This is a genomic window from Bradyrhizobium sp. (assembly GCF_004799405.1).
In the GTDB taxonomy this organism is placed as follows: Bacteria; Pseudomonadota; Alphaproteobacteria; order Rhizobiales; family Xanthobacteraceae; genus Bradyrhizobium.
The window spans coordinates 26,485-43,774 of the sequence record NZ_SSMW01000050.1 but is presented as its reverse complement, the minus strand read 5'-3'; the positions used below and the strand labels follow the sequence as shown (position 1 = coordinate 43,774).

Sequence of the window (17,290 nt, the reverse complement as noted above, 5' to 3'; positions counted from 1 at the left end):
TAGAGAATGAGCTTAGGCCAACTGTCCGGGCCGATCTGATCGGCCGCCGCCGTGAACTCAAAATGCCCGGCGCGGTACAGCAGGAAAGCCGCCACCCCAAAAACCAGTACATAGGGCAGCACCCGCTCGGCGCCGGTGGCGGCGCCACGGACATCGCTCATGGCTTGGCCTTTGTCGCCGCGCTGAGCGCACTGGCTTCTTCAAGCCATTTGTTCATATAGGAGATTGCTTGATCGGCTGGAATGAAGCTCTGTGGCTCCCCCAGTTGTTGCTTGAGATACGCGGCGAATTCCGGCGCGGTGCCGATCTTCTTTATCGCCTCGCTCAGAATCTTGACTTGAGCAGGATCGGTCCCTGCCTTCGCGATGATGACTCTGAACTGCGGCAGCTTTACATCGTAACCAAGCTTCTCCGAGTACGGAATATCCGGATAGGCCTCGAAGACCTTGTCGCTGAAGAAAATAACAGGGCGGATTTGCTTGCCGTCGAGAAAGCTTCTGATATCGCCGGCCTGCTCATAGACAAGATCGCTCTGTCCGCCGATGACGGAAGAATATCGCAAGCCCGGCTCGGCAAAGGGCACCGCTTCCAGCTTCATCCCCTTGTTGCGGAAATAATTCACCGTGAATTCGTCGGGGCTGCCGAAGCCGGTAACCGCTACTCGCAACGGCGTCGTCCGCGCCGCCGCCTCGACGTCGGCCCAGTTCTTCCACGGACTGTCAATCTTGACGAAGAAGCCGGAAGGCTGCTGGATCATGATGCCAAGGGGCACGATCTGGTTCAGCTTGAACCGGGCATTGACCGCCGTGAAAAGCGCGAACGTATCGCCGGTCATGACCTCGATCGAATATCCGTCCGAGGGCCCGGACACGAGCTTGGTCAAACCAGTCTGGCCGGTTGCCCCCGGCACATTGATGACCGGAAACGATACCTTTAGTTCCTGCTCCATCAACTTGCTCGCGATGCGCGCGAGCTGGTCGGCGCCGCCGCCGGGACCCCAGGGGACGATGAAGGTGATTGGACGTGCCGGGTAGGCGTCTTCCGCGGCAACGCCTGATACCGCAGCCGATCCTAACAGCAGGCAACCTGCCACGATGAGAGCATGACGCAATTCGAAACCTCCCTTGTATCCGCCGTTGGCGCGTAGTTTTTTGCTTGGCGGGCCGACGAAGCCCATATCATTTTTACCTACTCCATCGAAGTCATCAAGTCTGTCAGCTAGCTGACAACTTCGAAGCAATCGGCCGTTGAGAGCGCATCACGTTACCAGTAATTGTGTCAGACGCCGGGTATCCTTGACCACGATGCTGCGGCCGCATTTTTCGATCAGGCCATCCTGAAGAAACCGGTTCAGGGCCGAGGTCACCGTCGGTCGCCGCGCGCCGACCATGTTTGAAAGGTCTTCGTGAGTGAGCGAGATCGTCGGCGTCGCCTCCGCGATCGGGTCGTGCTGGCCAAGCGCCAGCAATACCCGCGCCAGCCGTTGATCGACGCTGGCTGCCTGTAGATCCGCCAGCCGCGAATGCAGGTCCGAGAGCCGATCGAGCAGCATGCGCGTGACCCGGAGCGAAAGCGCGGAATCCTCGAGCAGAACCGCCTGCATTTCCGATCGCGTCAGTTCCACGACGGTGACTGCTTCAAGTGCGGTCGCAGTCGCATCGCGCTTCGGCGGCGTCGACAGCGCCGTAAGACCCATCAGGCTGCCCGGCAGATGGATACGAAGGATGGTCTTCTGTCCGGAAGCGCCGATCAGGCACACCTTGACGCGGCCTTCGAGCAGCAAAAAAACGTTGCCGCCGCCATCGCCCTGGTGGAACAGGCATTCGCCGCGCTCGAACCTCTTCTCGATGCCGCGCTCAGTCAGCTTGCGGATGTTTTCACCCGTCAATGTCGAGCTCAAGTCCTGGTCGGTTCCAATGGCGTATTCTCTCATCCGGATCGACCTTCGGTGCGCAGGAGAAGCTTGCCGCGCGACCGGCCGGCTTCCAGATAGACATGTGCCTCGCATGCGTCCGCCAACTGAAACTCCCGGTCGATGGCGACATGCAGGCCGCCGCTCGCGATGAGGCGGAACAGGTCGTTCGACCGGCTGCGAATCTCTTCGACGTCCCGCATATAATCGGCCAGATGCGGCCGGGTGAAGAACACGGAGCCCGCTTCGGCCAGCTCGATCGGTTCGATCGACGGCACGACTCCCGAGCTTGCGCCGAACAGAATGCACATGCCGCGCTTCTTCAGGCTGCGGATGCTGTGGTGAATGGTATCGCGGCCGACCGAATCGTAGACGACATCCACGCCGCGTCCATCGGTGTGCCGCAGGACCTCCTCGCGAAAATCGGCTTGCCGATACAGGATCGTTTCGTCGGCGCCGCATCTTTTGGCGATTGACGCCTTGTCCTCATTGCCCACCGTCGTGAGCACCCGGGCGCCGCGCGCCTTGGCGAGTTGGATCAGCAGCTGTCCGACGCCGCCCGCGCCGGCATGGATCAGGCAGGTATGCCCTGGGCCGAGCGGAAAAGCGGAATGGCTGAGATAATGCGCGGTCGAGCCCTGCAGCATCACGGCGGCGGCAACGGAAAGCGGTACGGCATCGGGAATGGGAACCGCCTTCCACGCCGGCACATTGATGGCTTCGGCGTAGCTGCCGCGGACAAGACAGAATCCGACGCGGTCGCCGATGGCGGGTTCGCTGACCCCTTCACCGAGCGCGGTCACCGTTCCCGCTCCCTCCATCCCGATTGTCATCGGCAGTGGCGTCTGGTAGGTGTCCGATCGCGCATAGGTTCCGTTGCGCATGTAGATGTCGATGAAGTTAATGCCGGCATAGGCCAGCCGCACCGTCACCTCGCCGGCGGCGGGCCGCGGCTCGGCAGCGTCGGTCAACCGGCAGACTTCAGGGCCGCCAAAGGCCTCAATGCTGATCGCTTTCATATCGCGGCTTTCGTAGCGGGGCTCGACGCGACGGCGCCGCAGTGCCTTAGCAGCAGCGACGGGACTCGCTAGAAACCAACTCTCGCAGCCCCGGACGCTAGCTCATTTCCGACACCAGGCAATTGTTTTTCGAGATACTTTGTCTCGGTTTCTATTATGCTATGGTAGTGCTCTGCGATGCCGCCGATCAGCAAAGGGTTTCCACCGTGAGGCCTGTTTCGAGAACAGCAAATAAGCCACACCGCGCGCGCACTCGCGCCGTGGCGCCGGTGGAATCGCTCGATTCCGGCGCGGCTGGCTCCTCGGCCCTGCAAAAGGGTTTTTCGCTGCTTGAGCATCTGATCGAAGCGGATCGCGCCTTGACCCTCGCCGAGCTGGTTGCCCGGATGGACATGCCGAAGGCGACCGTGCACCGGCTGCTCATCAATCTGGAGGCCGCGCGGCTCTTGCAGCGGGATCTGACCGGCAAGCGCTACATGCCCGGCGATCGCCTGGCGCGCTTTTCGTTGCGGGCGGTGGTTTTTTCGGCACGAATGTCGCCGGTGCGGGCCATTCTCGAACGACTGGTCGCCGAGATCGGGGAATCGATCAATCTGGGCGTGCTCGATGGCAGCTCGGTCGCCTATGTGCAGCGCGTCGAATGCAACTGGCCCTTGCGCACGCATCTCAGCGCAGGGTCGCGGGTGCCGCTTCATTGCACGGCGACGGGAAAATTGTTTCTGGCGTTGATGCCGACGATGCGGCGAGCCGCGTTGCTCGACGAGATCGAACTCAAGGCCTATTCGCCCCACACGATCACCAGCCGAAAACGTCTCGAAGAGGAACTGGTGCGGATTCGCGACGAGCGCATGGCGGTCAACAATGAGGAATTCATGGTGGGTGCAACCGGCTTGAGCGTTCCGTTGATGGGCATCGATGGCGAAATGATTGCCGGCCTTGCCTTGCATGCACCGGTTGCGCGGTTGAGCGTCAAGGACGCTCGCGCGCACGCATCGACGCTTCGCCGCGCGGCCGAAAAACTTGCGCGTACATTGCTTTGACAATAATCGCCTGCATGACCGCATCGTCGGTGGAAAGCAGCGCCAGCCTTGGGAGTAACGATGTCAGAATCCTGTCTTGAGCGGATCGAACTTGACCTTTTGCGGGTGGCGCTCAAAAGTCCTTACAAGCTGGCATTCGGCAATGTCGAAGCCTTCGATACCCTGCTGGTGACAATGACCTTTGCCGATGGACGCTCCGGCGTCGGCGAGGCAACAATCCTGACCGGGTATACCGAGGAGACGCTCGAACAATGCTGGCGCGCGGCGCGCGCGATCGGATCGGACATGCCCGGCGTTCGAACCGGAGACGTGGACGACCAACTCGCGCCCTGGCTGAAGGAAAATCCGTTTACGACGACCGCATTTGCGACCGCTGCGGAAATGGCGGCAGGCCACGCCACGCTCGCCGCCAGTACCGCATCGCTGCCGCTGCTCGCCATTCTCAATGAGAACGAACCGGCAGCCCTTGAGATCGAGCTCGAACGGTTGCTGGCGGCGGGTTATGCGACCATCAAGGTCAAGGTCGGCTGGAATGTCGACGATGATTTGCGCCGCGTCCGGCACATCCAGCGGTCCTTGCGCGGACGCGCGATGATCCGGATCGACGCCAACCAGGGCTATTCGAAACAAGACGGCTGCACGTTTGCGCGCAGTCTTGACCCAAGCAATATCGAATTGTTCGAGCAGGCCTGCGCGGCTGGGGATTGGGACGCTGCCTTGGCGGTCAAGCGCGCGTCGACGGTTCCCATCATGCTCGATGAATCGATCTACACCATGGCGGATGTGGAAAAGGCCGCGGCGCTGGGCGCGGCCGACATCATCAAACTGAAACTGATGAAGCTCGGTGGAATCGACAGACTTGAGCGGGCTTTGACGCGCGTCCGCGCTTTGGGGCTCGGTGCCGTGCTCGGCAATGGCGTCGCCACCGAAATCGGATGCTGGATGGAAGCCTGTGTCGGTGCCAAGCTCCTGACGACAGCCGGCGAGATGAACGGATTCCTCAAGCAGCGCCGCGGCTTGCTGACCAATCCGCTCCGGGTCGAGCGTGGCAGCATTCAATTGAACGGGGCATCAATGCCCAAGCTCGATCCGCAAGCCGTCGCCGCGTCGCGCGTCGCGCGCGAGGAATTCCGGGCGCCGGCGAGAATACGAACGACGGCGGAGTGAGACACCGGCAAAAAATGCTTGCGCGAGGCACGGTTTTGGCGTCACTCTGAAATCGGGATATTTCGTCCCGGTTTTTGTAAAGCGAATGAGACGGCCGCCATGCTTCTGATCGACGCCGACGTTCACGAGAGTTTTGCCGGGATCCGCGATCTGGTTCCCTATCTGAAGGAGCCCTATCGCGAGTGGATCGAGCGCGGCGCCTGGCGCGGCTTCAGCCAGCCGTTTGCGTACACTTCCCCAGGCGCCGGCAATCGCGCCGATGTCCGCAACGCCGACGGCTCGGCCTCGGTCAGTGACTACGGGGTGATGCGCCGCCAGCTGCTGGACACCTACAACCAGACCTATGCAGTCCTGACCGGCTATTTCTATCCGACGATGCTGAAGCTGCAGTACGGTTTGAGTTCGGCGCTCGCGGCCGCCTATAACGACTATGTCGCCGAACACTGGCTGGCAAAAGACAAGCGGTTCATCGGCAGCATCCAGATCAATGCGCGCGATCCGGAAGCCGCAGCCCGCGAGATTGACCGGATGGCGGCCCACCCGCAGATCAAGCAGGTGATGCTGCCGGTCGTCGACGACATCGCTTACGGCCATCCGATGTATCGCCCGATTTTCGAAGCCGCCGAACGCCACAAGCTGGTGATCGCGCTTCATCATACCATCCTGGCCGAAGGGCCGTTCGGCATGGGATTGCATTATATCGAGCGGCACACGCTGCTGCCGACCTCGATGATGGCTGAAGTCATCAGCCTTATTCTGAACGGCGTCTTCGACGGCTATCCGTCGCTGCGTTTCATCATCCTCGAGGGAGGATTTAGCTGGTTGCCGCATTTGATGTGGCGCATGGACCGCGAATATCGCCAGGGCCGGGTGGAGGTGCCGTGGGTCAAGAAACTGCCGAGCCAGCACATGCGCGAACGTTTGCGGTTTTCCACCCAGCCGGCCGAAGATCTGACCGGCGACCAGTGGCTGAAACTGATCGATCTCATGGGAAGCGACGAGTTCCTGGTATTCTCGACGGATTATCCGCATTTCGACTTCGACGATCCCCGGGTTTCGATTCCCCGCTCATTGCCCGACGACCTCCAGGAGAAGATCTTCTGGAAGAACGGCGCTGCGTTGTATGGCCTTGAGGCGCCGGTGCAATGACCCGGCATCGTGTCTGCGGCGTCAGCGAAGTTGCAAGCAACGCCATGAAACCGTTTGCGATGGGGCGAGGCACCGTTCTGCTGACCCGCCTTCCGTCGGGTGAAATCAAGGCTGTCGGCTCCCGCTGTCCCCATCAAGGCGCCAATCTCGAGCACGGATGCGTGACGGGGCATGCCTATAGCGATCAGCCGAATGTTCTGTTGATGGACCGGCCCGGGCAAATTCTTCGTTGTCCGTGGCATGGGTTTGAGTTCGATCTTTCCAGCGGCGAGTCTGTTGCCGATCACGGAAAACTGCGGCTGCGGCGGTTCAACGTCGAGATCGAAGGCGACGACGTTTTCATCGTGATGTAGGCGCACGCCGAGACCTCCGTCGCCCCTGCATCATGGCCCGTGGAAAGTGCTTTCGATCGCGGTTGCCGCCTTCATCAATGCCGGTGCCAGGGCTATGGCCCGCGCCAGCGGCAACCGGACGGTGGGACCGTGCACGGCGACCGTGGCGCAAATATTCCCTTTCGAGTCCAGCACCGGGACTGCGGTAGCCGTCATGCCTTCGATGAATTCCTCTTCGTCGGTTCCAATTCTCGTTTTCCGTATCTTGTCGAGTTCGATCTCCAGTTTGGCGTGATCGACAATGGTGCGCGGCGTGTGCTTTCGCAGCGGGTGCGACTGGAACAGCGCCTTTCGCAAGGAAGGCGGCGCCAGGCTCAGGAACAGCTTGCCGCTCGCGGTGCAGTGGAGCGGAACGCGCGATCCGACCTTGAGACGAATCTGCAGCGGCCAATCCGATTCGACGCGGTCCAGATAGACCATCTCTGCGCCGTCGAGCATCGTGATGTTGCAGGTCTCGCCGATCTCGCCCACCAGCCCCGAGAGGATCGCGCGCCGTGGTGCAAGTTGAAACGAATGCCGCATCGCATCGATCGAGAGTGCGGTAAGGCGATATCCGATTTCATATCGCTTGCCGTCCCTCGTGCGCTGCACGAATCCCAGTCTCTCAAGAAGGGTTGCGAAGCGATGCGTGGTCGCTTTCGGCAATTCGATCAGCGCCACAAGTTCATTGAGGGTCGGCGGTTCTTCCGCCTTGGCAATGATCTCAAGCAGCAGGAGCGCCCGCTCCGATACCACCGTCGTTGTCGATGACGTCATAACCAAAAGACTCCCGTGATCGAACCATCCTCGACAACCGCGATTGACAAAGAATATCTACCAGCTCATCATTTGAGACAAGGCGTCTCATTAAATGAGACAACCAGGGAGGATGGCGGACGTTGAGCGTGGCAGAATTCGATTACGTGATCGTGGGCGCGGGATCGTCGGGTTGCGTGCTGGCCAATCGGCTGAGCGCCGATGGCCGCTACAAGGTTCTGCTTCTCGAGGCCGGTCCCAAGGACAACTATCTCTGGATCCATATCCCCATCGGGTATGGAAAAACCATGTTCCACAAGACCTACAATTGGGGATTTTACACCGACCCTGAAGCCAACATGCATGATCGAAAGATCTACTGGCCGCGCGGCAGGGGTCTCGGCGGCTCAAGTTCGATCAACGGTCTCGTCGTCATGCGCGGCCAAAGCGGCGATTACGACCATTGGGCGCAACTCGGAAATGCCGGCTGGGACTGGAACAGCGTCCTTCCTTATTTCATAAAGTCCGAACACAACAGCCGCGGCGCGAGCGCAACGCACGGCGCCGACGGTCCGTTATGGGCGTCGGATATCGAAGAAAAAAGCGAATTGATGGAGGCCATCATTCGCGGTGCGCAGGAACTTGGGGTTCCGCGCACCAACGATTTCAACGGCGGCAATCAGGAAGGCGTCGGTTACTTCCAGCTGTTCACGCGCAACGGCTGCCGCAACAGCTCGGCGGTGGCCTATCTCAAACCGGCGCGCGGGCGAAAAAATCTAAGCGTTGAAACGGACGCACAGGCAACCGGCCTCATTCTCGAAGGCCGAAGGGCCGTGGGAATGCGCTATCGCAAGCACGGCGTCTTGCATGAGGTGAAGGCGAGGCGTGAGGTCATTTTGTCGGCGGGTTCGCTGCAGAGCCCGCAACTGCTGCAACTCTCCGGGATAGGACCGGCCGGCCTTCTGCGTCGTCACGGGATCGACGTCGTTCACGATCTGCCGGGTGTCGGCCAGAACCTGCAGGACCATCTGCAATTCCGGCTGATGTATCGCGTTTCGAAACCGATCACCACGAATGACGACCTGCGCTCCCTCGCGGGGCAGGCCCGCATCGGCCTCAAATGGCTGATGAACGGGACAGGACCGCTCGGGATAGGCATCAACCAGGGCGGCCTCTTCACGCGCATCCTGCCCGGCTCCGAAACACCCGACATTCAATTTCATTTTGCAACCCTGTCCGCGGAACTCGCAGGCGCCAAGCCGCATCCCTGGTCCGGTTGCACCTTTTCAGTTTGTCAGCTGCGGCCTGAATCGCGGGGAAGCGTCGAGATCAGGTCGGCGGACCCGATGGAGGCGCCCGCGATGCGTCCGAATTATCTTGCGACTGAAAGAGACCGGCTCTGCGCAGTCGAATCGATCAAATATGCGCGCAAGCTGGCGGCCACGGCCGCTCTCAAACCGTACATCGAGAGCGAATACAAGCCTGGCGCCGAGGTGCGATCGGACAGCGAGATCCTCGAGTTCGCGCGCGAGAATGGCGCAACGATTTTTCACCCGACAGGCACCTGCAAGATGGGGTCGGACCGCATGGCGGTAACGGATGCGAGCCTGCGTGTTCACGGCATAGCGGGCCTTCGCGTCGTGGACTGTTCAATCATGCCAACGCTGGTGTCGGGGAATACCCATGCACCGGCCGTGATGATCGCAGAAAAAGCGTCCGACATGATCCTGGCGGCCGCGAGGGATCAATCGATAGCAGCCTAACCGGGCAATCCAAATTTAGAGGCAGCAACTCAAGGTGCCGAGGACGGAAGCGCTGCTGGGCGTGACTGCGGCGGCTCTGATCATGTGCGCATTCATTCCCTTTTTTGGCCGGCTTTCCGACCGGATGGGGCGCACGAACGTCTATTTCTGGGGCTCCCTGATCACCGGCTTCTCCGCGCTGCCCGCCTTCTGGATCTGGATGAACTATCCCGATAAGGCAATTCTGGTATGGAGCGCGCTGATTATCCCGTTCGCGATTTTCTATGCATCGATCTATGGACCGGAAGCCGCGCTGTTCTGCGATCTGTTCCGGCCGCAGGTTCGCTACACCGGAATTTCTTTCGTCTATCAATTCTCCGGAATCTTTGCCAGCGGTCTGACGCCGATCATCGCGACGGCGCTCTTGCAGGCCTATGGGCCGAACGGCGGCTGGGCGATCGCATCGTATTGTGGGTTTGCGGGAATCGTCAGCGCGCTGTCGGCGTGGTGGATCGGCTCGCTGGCAAGACGGCGGTCGCGGGCATTTCTCGTTCCGGCGCCGACGGTCGCTTCCCGCCTGCGCCGGCGAATTCCGCGTCGGACGAATTCCACGGAGGACTTGGACAGCCCGATCACCGATCGGGCTGTCTCGGTTTAGGGACCGCGTCAGGGCAGGCTGAGCTGCGCCAATGCGCAGGACGCGATGCGAGCCCGCCGGGAGTCCGAGCGGCTCGTCAGAATGATCGGAACGCGCGCACCCAGGACAACGCCGGCGCATTCCGCGCCTGCCATATAGATGAACGATTTGTAGAGCACGTTTCCGACATCGAGATTCGGCACCATCAGAATGTCGGGCTCCCCCGCCACGGGTGAGGAAATTCCCTTCGTTGCCGCAGATGCCGCCGAAATCGCGTTGTCGAACGCCAGCGGTCCGTCGATCACCGCGCCGCTTATCTGGCCGCGATCGGCCATCTTCGAAAGCGCTGCCGCGTCCACGCTCGAGGCAAGGTCCGGATTGACCATCTCTATCGCCGACAAGAGCGCGATCTTGGGTGACGCGATGCCGATGGCGTGCGAAAATCCGATCGCGTTTGCGAGAATATCCACCTTGTCCTTCAGACTGGGCGCCATATTCACGACGGCATCGGTCACCATCAGAGGTTTGTGGTAAGCCGGAAGATCGAACCAAAAGACATGGCTCATGCGTCGCGAGGTTCGCAGGTTGGCGTCGCGGGACACGACCGCGCTCAAAAGCTCGTCGGTGTGCTGCGATCCCTTCATCAGTGCGTTGACTTCACCGGCACCGGCCAGTGCCACGGCTATCCGCGATGAGACGATTGGATCGTCCTCCGCTTCGACGAAGCGAAATCTCTCCAGACCTGCCTGCAGCGCGTTCGCGCAGGCTTCGATACGCCGGCGCGGACCGACAAATACGGGGTCGATCAGACCCTCCCCGTAAGCCGAGATCGCCGCAGCGAGAGAGTCGGTCGAACAGGGATAGGCGACCGCGACCGCGAGCCGCCCTTTGCTCCGGGCCGCGGCTTCCAGCGCTTCCAGCTTCGGAAATGTTCGTTCGGTTGTCATGAGGTTCTTGGCTGCTCGGTGAGAGTGACAGCAAGCGCATCGGCGGCGCGTTGCAGGACGGGAAGCTTGGTCAAGATATTCGAAGGAGACATCCGCGTGACCGGCGCCTGAATGGCGAGCGCGGCGACACATGTGCGCGACTGGGCCTTTTGCTGAAAGACGGGAACGGCGAGACAGACAAGGCCGGACAGGAATTCCTCCCGGTCGAGAGCATACTTGTTGCGACGAATGTCGGCGAGTTCCTTGAGCAAATCGGCCTTTTTCGTTATCGTGTTATCCGTCAGCCGCTCCAGCGATATCAGACCGAGCAGCAGATCGCGTTTGGCCGGCCGCATCAAGGCCAGAAAGAGCTTGCCGCTGGCCGAGCAATAGGCCGGCACCTTTGATCCCCGCTTAAACGAGATGCGAAGCAGCCACTCCGCTTCGACGCGGTCCAGATAGGTGACGTGGGTTCCGTCGAGCACGGTCAGATTGCATGCTTCGCCGATCTCCTGGACGGCGCGCTGCAGAATCTCATGCCTTAGGGTTCCACCAGGTCTGTTGCCGAGAATGGAGAACGCCAGGCGCGAGGCACGGCCGGCAAGCTCAAATCTCCTGCCGTCGAGCGTCCGTTGGAGAAGGCCTGCCGCCTCCAGGGCGGAGAGCCAACGATGCATGGTCGGCTTCGGCACACCAACGCTCGCCGCCAGTTCTGCGAGCGTCGCCGGATGCGGCATCGCGGCCACGGCCTCCAGCAAACCGATTGGTTTCAATGCGCCAAACAACTCGTTCATGCGGAAAGAAATAGCAAAAATTCCGGAAAATGAAACGAATAAAATGAGATATTGAGATATTTGTTGCGGGGCCATCGGCGTCGTGGCATTGATCCCGTTCAGAACCAATCCCGCTCAATGCAATTGGAAAACGATACGAGGACGCGCCATGAAAATGACCACCGAAGAAGCGTTTGTTAAAGTCCTGCAGATGCATGGCATCGAGCATGCGTTTGGCATCATCGGCTCCGCCTTCATGCCGATTTCCGATCTTTTTCCCCATGCGGGCATCACCTTTTGGGATGTGGCGCATGAATCGAACGGCGGCCTGATCTGCGACGGTTACACCCGCACGACAGGAAAGATAGCCATGGCTATCGCCCAGAACGGCCCCGGCATCACCGGCTTCGTCACGCCGATCAAAACGGCCTACTGGAATCATACGCCCATGCTGCTGGTGACGCCGCAGGCGGCGAACAAAACCATCGGCCAGGGCGGCTTCCAGGAAGTGGAGCAGATGGCTCTGTTCCGCGACATGGTCTGTTATCAGGAAGAGGTGCGTGACATCTCGCGCGTCGCCGAAGTGCTCAACCGCGTCATTCTCAAGGCAAAGCGTCTCTCCGCGCCGGCGCAAATCAACATTCCGCGTGATTTCTGGACTCAGGTCATCGACATCACGCTGCCGGCCATTGTCGAATTCGAGCGCCCGGCCGGCGGCACTGCCGCCGTCACGGAAGCGGCAAAGCTGCTGTCGGAGGCGAAATTTCCCGTCATCCTGTCGGGCGCCGGCGTCGTGCTCGGAAACGCGATTGGGGCCTGTGCCGCCCTGGCCGAAAAGCTCGACGCCCCGGTTTGCAACAACTACCAGCACAACGACAGCTTCCCGGGCAGTCACCGGCTTGCCGTTGGTCCGCTTGGCTACAATGGATCGAAGGCGGCAATGGAACTGGTCGCCAAGGCCGATGTCGTGCTGGCGCTTGGGACCAGGCTCAATCCGTTTTCGACACTTCCCGGCTATGGCATCGACTACTGGCCGAAGACCGCGAAAATTATTCAGGTCGATATCAACGCCGATCGCATCGGCCTGACCAAGCCGGTCGCCGTCGGGATCTGCGGAGACGCGAAGCTGGTTGCCGAGGCTATCTTGTCCAAGCTGGCGCCGACTGCCGGCAATGCCGGCCGCGAGGACCGCAAGGCCCTGGTGCATACCACCAAGTCAAAATGGCTTCAGACCCTGTCGAGCATGGATCACGAAGAGGACGATCCGGGCACGACATGGAACGAGGATGCTCGCAAGCGCGACAAGGACCGGATGTCGCCGCGGCAGGCTTGGCGTGCCATTCAGGCGGGCCTGCCTCGCGATGCAATCATATCCAGCGATATCGGCAACAACTGCGCGATCGGAAATGCCTATCCTACCTTTGAAAAGGGCCGAAAGTACCTTGCGCCGGGGCTGTTTGGACCTTGCGGCTACGGATTTCCATCGATCATCGGTGCAAAGATCGGCAATCCCGACACGCCTTGCGTGGGGTTCGCCGGCGACGGCGCGTTCGGAATTTCGATGAGCGAGATGAGCTCGATTGGCCGCAAGGAATGGCCCGGCATCACCATGGTGGTCTTTCGCAATTACCAGTGGGGAGCCGAAAAACGCAATTCGATCCTCTGGTATGCCGACAATTTCGTCGGCACGGAACTCGACCCAAATCTGAGTTATGCGAAGGTTGCTCAAGGCTGCGGTCTCAAAGGCGTCGCGGTCAGGACGCAGTCCGAGTTGACCGAGGCGCTTCGGAAATCCTGCGAGGACCAGAAGCAAGGCATCACGACCTTCATCGAAGTCATCCTTAACCAGGAGCTCGGCGAACCCTTCCGACGTGACGCGATGAAGAAACCTGTCGTCGTCGCCGGCATCAAGCGCGAAGATATGCGGCCGCAGAAGGTCGCTTGAAATCGTCAGGCGTATTCTGAGAGCCGGCTGCGGTTTTCGCGGCCGGCTGTTTTCCTTTCTTGAGAGTGGGCGTGAGCGTTATTTGGCCGCCGCAGCAGCGGGGTCTCCGAGTTCACGGGTGATGTATTGGGCAAGCTGCTCCGCGGCGGCGGAAATGCCCTGACTTTTGCGATGCATCACGAGTTCGATAGGGGGCAGCGGTGGAAGACCGTCGGCCTCACCGAGGCATCGCACATTGGTGACAATGGCGCAGCGCGGGAAGACAGAAACCGCGAGGCCCGCGAATACGGCGGCCTGCAGGCCGGCGATGCTGTCGCATACCGAACGTATTGACCATTGCTTGCCGGCGGAGCCCAGTGCCTCGAGGGCATGATGCCGATAGACGCTTCCTTGCGGGAGAACGGCCAGAGGAAGCGGTCTTCGCAATTCCGGGCTGCCGCCGACGCCGGCGACCCACACCAGCGGTTCGCGGCGCACGAGTTCGCCACGCCGGAAGTCCGGCTGGTTCGTCATCAGCGCAATATCGATCTCGTTGCGCTCGAGCGCGGCATGCAGATGGACGCTGCGCGTGCAGCGCAACTCGATTTCCACATTGGGGTGCGTGTGGGAAAAGTTCTCCAGTACCTCCGGCAATATGTAGGACGCGTAAAGGTCCGGCGTTCCCAGCGTAACGTGCCCGGTGATGTCAGGTACTGAAAAACGGGCGCGCGCTTCATCGTTCAATCGCAACATGGCGCGAGCGAATTCGAGCAGGATTTCTCCGTCGTGGGTCAGGCTGAGCTTGCGGCGGTTGTCCTCAAAAAGGGTCCGGCCGATCAGCTCTTCCAGGCGCCGGATCTGATGGGTGATCGCAGGCTGCGTCCGGCCCACCTTTCTGCCGGCCGACGTCAGTCCTCCGGTGTCGACGATCGCGACGAAGGTCCGGAGCAGCGAAATATCGAGGTCCTGGCTCAATGATAAATTCCGCTAATGATGACGATACAAACTATCGATTTCGCCTTGGCTGCCATGAATTGTACCATACGCAAAACGACGGCCCTGCCAAACGTCGAATTCGACCACCGAATTCGAACACGGCAGAGGCAAGAAGCGGACAGGGAGCAAACATGAAGGTTATGCGGAACCAGGCCAGCCGTCTCGTGCTGTTCGTCATTTGTCTTATGTATTTCATTTTTTACGTCGATCGGGTCAATCTCTCGACCGCGGCGCCAATCATGCAGAAAGACCTGGGCCTCACCGCAACGCAACTAGGCATCGCCTTTTCGGCCTTTGCGTATCCTTATGCCTTCTTCCAGATTGCAGGGGGATGGCTCGGCGATCGCATTGGGCCGCGCGTGACCTTGGGTATCTGCGCGGTGATTGTCGCGGGATCGACCATATGGACCGGGCTTGTTGGCGGCCTGGCGTCGCTTTTCCTGGCCCGGCTCGCGCTCGGCATCGGAGAGGGGCCGGCCTTCCCAACGGCGACCCGCGCGCTTTCGAACTGGATGCGTCCCGATCAGCGTGGCTTTGCGCAGGGGATAACGCATGCATTCTCCCGGTTCGGAAACGCAATTACGCCCCCGATCATCGCCGCGCTGATCGTGGCGTTTTCCTGGAGGGCCTCGTTTTATGTGCTGGGCGCCGCCAGCCTGCTCTGGGCCGGGCTGTGGTGGTTCTATTTTCGCGACGATCCGCGCAAGCACCCCGACGTCACACCGCAAGACCTCGAAGGATTGCCGCCATCGACGGTAGCAGCAACGCGAAGGCAGGTTCCCTGGGGTCCGTTGCTCAAGCGCATCCTGCCGGTCACCCTGACCGACTTTTGCTATGGCTGGATCCTTTGGCTCTATCTCAACTGGCTGCCGTCATTCTTCCTGCACGAGTACAAGCTCGACCTCAAGAAATCGGCCCTGTTCGCGGCGGGCGTGTTTTTTGCCGGCGTGGTGGGAGACACCGTCGGTGGAATTCTGAGCGACCGCATTCTCAAATCGACAGGCGATGTCGCCAAGGCCAGAATTTCGGTCATCGTGGTCGGCTTCCTGGGTTCCTTCTGCTTTATGCTGCCGATCGTGTTCGTGCACGATCTGCTGACAGTTGCTATATGTCTCAGCGCGGCGTTCTTCTTTGCCGAACTGATCGTCGCCCCGATCTGGGCTATTCCGATGGACATCACGCCGGAATATTCCGGCAGCGCCAGCGGCTTCATGAATTTCGGGTTCGGCATGGCCGGTATTATTTCGCCAGTGGTCTTTGGCTGGGCGATAGATTGGACGGGAAGATGGGACATTCCCTTTATCGGATCACTTGGAGCACTGCTGCTGGGCGCGGTCCTTGCCTTTCGAATCCATCCCGGAACGCGCTTTGTCGACATCCGGGAAAGCCCGGTGCCGGCCTAATCCTGCAATTGCCTGACTTTGACGAACGGAGCTGAATATGAGCGCAGTAGCTGAACTGAACGATCGAATTTCGAGCGCGGACGCCATTGCACAGGATCTGGTGCGCCGCGCGCGGATCGCGCAGGAAACATTCGCGAACGCCGATCAGGCGCGCGTCGACGAAGCCGTGCGGGCGATTGCCTGGTCGCTCTATCAGCCGGAGCACGCCCGCGAACTCGCGGAACTCGCGGTAGAGGACACCGGGCTGGGCAACGTTCCGGACAAAATCATCAAGAAGCAGCGCAAGACATTCGGCACGCTTCGGGATCTTCTCCGCGTCAAATCCGTCGGAGAGATCGAACGCGATGACAAGCGCGGTATCGTGAAGTTCGCAAAGCCGATGGGCGTCGTCGGAGCCATTACGCCATCGACCAATCCCGGCGCTACCCCGGTGAACAAGGCGATGATGGCCATCAAGGGCCGCAACGCGGTGGTCATCGCGCCTTCGCCGCTCGGCTACCGGACGACGGCGCTCACGGTTGAATATATGCGTGAAGCTCTCGACAAGATCGGCCTGCCCAGGGATCTGGTCCAGATTCTTCCCTCACCGGTCACCAAGGATACCACGCAGGCCATCATGGAGGCGGTCGATCTTGTGGTCGTCACGGGATCGCAGGACAACGTCCGCCGCGCCTACAGCAGCGGCACGCCGGCGATCGGCGTCGGTGCGGGAAATGTCCCTGTTATCATCGATGAGACAGCCGATCTTGCATCCGCGGCACAAAAGATCTGCGCCTCGAAGATTTTCGACAATGCGACGTCCTGCTCCTCGGAGAATTCCGTGGTGATCGTGTCCTCGGTTTACGATGCTGCGATCGATGCCTTGAAGAAGGCGGGCGGGTATCTCGTGGATGGTGCGCAAAAGGCGCGGGTCCAGAGCGAGCTATGGAAAAACGGCAAGCTCAACCGTCATCTGATCGCCCGCGACATGCCGGTTCTGGCGGAAGGCTTCGAACTGCCGCCGGAAGCTGCCGCCTCGAAGTTCCTGCTGGTGGAGGAGACCGGGATCGGCAAGGCGTTTCCACTCTCAGGCGAGAAACTTGCGCTGGTGCTCACCGTCTACCGGGCACCCGATTTCAAGGCCGCGAAGGAAACCGTGCGCAAGATCCTGGACTTTCAGGGGCGCGGTCATTCCTTGGGCCTGCACACCACCAACATGGCCCGGGCCCGCGAACTCGCCGAAGACCTGCCGGTTGTCCGCGTGCTGGTGAATTTCGCCCATACATTCGGCAATGGCGGCGGCTTCGACAGCGGGCTTGAATTCACGCTGACGATGGGATGCGGTTCATGGCAAAAAAACAGCATCTCGGAAAATCTGAACTATAAGCACTTTCTCAATATCACCCATCTCGTGACCCCAATCCCCGAAGACAAGCCTTCGGAAGAAGAGCTCTTTGGTCCGCATTGGGCCCGGTACGGAAAATAGGACTGCCACG

At 60.4% G+C, this 17,290-nt stretch carries 15 protein-coding genes and 1 pseudogene; 9 read left to right on the top strand and 7 right to left on the bottom strand.

The features are described 5' to 3' along the window. Positions 1 to 157 precede the first annotated feature (157 nt). Genes E7813_RS08765 through E7813_RS08755 form a run of 3 tightly spaced genes read right to left on the bottom strand, consistent with a single transcriptional unit; the run spans position 158 to position 2,931 of the window. On the bottom strand, positions 158 to 1,240 hold the full coding sequence (locus tag E7813_RS08765; protein ID WP_291572872.1) for a tripartite tricarboxylate transporter substrate binding protein: 1,083 nt from the start codon (positions 1,238 to 1,240) through the stop codon (positions 158 to 160). 18 nt (positions 1,241 to 1,258) lie between these two features. Continuing rightward, on the bottom strand, positions 1,259 to 1,933 hold the full coding sequence (locus E7813_RS08760; RefSeq protein WP_291572870.1) for a Crp/Fnr family transcriptional regulator: 675 nt from the start codon (positions 1,931 to 1,933) through the stop codon (positions 1,259 to 1,261). After that, positions 1,930 to 2,931 (bottom strand): quinone oxidoreductase, encoded by a 1,002-nt coding sequence (locus E7813_RS08755; protein ID WP_291572869.1) that lies wholly within the window; start codon positions 2,929 to 2,931, stop codon positions 1,930 to 1,932. Before E7813_RS08755 ends, E7813_RS08760 begins: the two co-directional genes overlap by 4 nt. 260 nt (positions 2,932 to 3,191) lie before the next feature. On the opposite strand from E7813_RS08755, the gene E7813_RS08750 reads away from it, so the two are divergent. The 4 genes from E7813_RS08750 (at position 3,192) to E7813_RS08735 (ending at position 6,640) form a co-directional block, all read left to right on the top strand. Continuing rightward, a complete protein-coding gene (locus tag E7813_RS08750) occupies positions 3,192 to 3,971 on the top strand; it encodes an IclR family transcriptional regulator (RefSeq protein ID WP_291572867.1) in 780 nt (259 codons plus the stop codon). A 60-nt stretch (positions 3,972 to 4,031) separates the two neighbouring features. Further along, positions 4,032 to 5,138 (top strand): enolase C-terminal domain-like protein, encoded by a 1,107-nt coding sequence (locus tag E7813_RS08745; RefSeq protein ID WP_291572865.1) that lies wholly within the window; start codon positions 4,032 to 4,034, stop codon positions 5,136 to 5,138. Positions 5,139 to 5,237: 99 nt separating this feature from the next. Further along, a complete protein-coding gene (locus E7813_RS08740) occupies positions 5,238 to 6,287 on the top strand; it encodes an amidohydrolase family protein (RefSeq protein WP_291572863.1) in 1,050 nt (349 codons plus the stop codon). Next, positions 6,284 to 6,640: a Rieske (2Fe-2S) protein gene (locus tag E7813_RS08735; protein WP_291572860.1), complete on the top strand. Its 357-nt coding sequence runs from the start codon at positions 6,284 to 6,286 to the stop codon at positions 6,638 to 6,640. Before E7813_RS08740 ends, E7813_RS08735 begins: the two co-directional genes overlap by 4 nt. 30 nt (positions 6,641 to 6,670) lie before the next feature. On the opposite strand, the gene E7813_RS08730 is transcribed toward E7813_RS08735, so the two are convergent. Then, on the bottom strand, positions 6,671 to 7,435 hold the full coding sequence (locus E7813_RS08730; protein WP_291572858.1) for an IclR family transcriptional regulator: 765 nt from the start codon (positions 7,433 to 7,435) through the stop codon (positions 6,671 to 6,673). Positions 7,436 to 7,557: 122 nt separating this feature from the next. On the opposite strand from E7813_RS08730, the gene E7813_RS08725 reads away from it, so the two are divergent. Both E7813_RS08725 and E7813_RS08720 read left to right on the top strand, forming a co-directional pair. Then, positions 7,558 to 9,177, top strand: a complete 1,620-nt coding sequence (locus tag E7813_RS08725) for a choline dehydrogenase (protein ID WP_291572856.1) — start codon at positions 7,558 to 7,560, stop codon at positions 9,175 to 9,177. A gap of 25 nt (positions 9,178 to 9,202) precedes the next feature. Continuing rightward, a pseudogene (locus E7813_RS08720) lies at positions 9,203 to 9,814 on the top strand (MFS transporter); the annotation flags it as partial. A gap of 8 nt (positions 9,815 to 9,822) precedes the next feature. Here the strand turns inward: E7813_RS08720 and E7813_RS08715 are convergent. Next, positions 9,823 to 10,740 (bottom strand): bifunctional enoyl-CoA hydratase/phosphate acetyltransferase, encoded by a 918-nt coding sequence (locus E7813_RS08715; RefSeq protein WP_291572855.1) that lies wholly within the window; start codon positions 10,738 to 10,740, stop codon positions 9,823 to 9,825. Beyond that, positions 10,737 to 11,588 carry an IclR family transcriptional regulator gene (locus E7813_RS08710; RefSeq protein ID WP_363331161.1) on the bottom strand — a complete coding sequence of 284 codons (852 nt, stop codon included), beginning with the start codon at positions 11,586 to 11,588 and terminating at the stop codon, positions 10,737 to 10,739. Before E7813_RS08710 ends, E7813_RS08715 begins: the two co-directional genes overlap by 4 nt. Before the next feature lie 73 nt (positions 11,589 to 11,661). Between E7813_RS08710 and xsc the strand changes: the two genes are divergently transcribed. Further along, entirely contained in the window at positions 11,662 to 13,437 is a 1,776-nt protein-coding gene (xsc, locus tag E7813_RS08705) for a sulfoacetaldehyde acetyltransferase (RefSeq protein WP_291572854.1), read from the top strand. 78 nt (positions 13,438 to 13,515) lie between these two features. On the opposite strand, the gene E7813_RS08700 is transcribed toward xsc, so the two are convergent. Beyond that, positions 13,516 to 14,391: a LysR substrate-binding domain-containing protein gene (locus tag E7813_RS08700; protein WP_291572852.1), complete on the bottom strand. Its 876-nt coding sequence runs from the start codon at positions 14,389 to 14,391 to the stop codon at positions 13,516 to 13,518. A gap of 152 nt (positions 14,392 to 14,543) precedes the next feature. Between E7813_RS08700 and E7813_RS08695 the strand changes: the two genes are divergently transcribed. Together E7813_RS08695 and E7813_RS08690 are read left to right on the top strand one after the other, a co-directional pair. Then, a complete protein-coding gene (locus E7813_RS08695) occupies positions 14,544 to 15,815 on the top strand; it encodes an MFS transporter (RefSeq protein ID WP_291572850.1) in 1,272 nt (423 codons plus the stop codon). 37 nt (positions 15,816 to 15,852) lie between these two features. Continuing rightward, entirely contained in the window at positions 15,853 to 17,280 is a 1,428-nt protein-coding gene (locus E7813_RS08690) for an aldehyde dehydrogenase family protein (RefSeq protein WP_291572848.1), read from the top strand. The last annotated feature ends 10 nt before the right edge of the window (positions 17,281 to 17,290 follow it).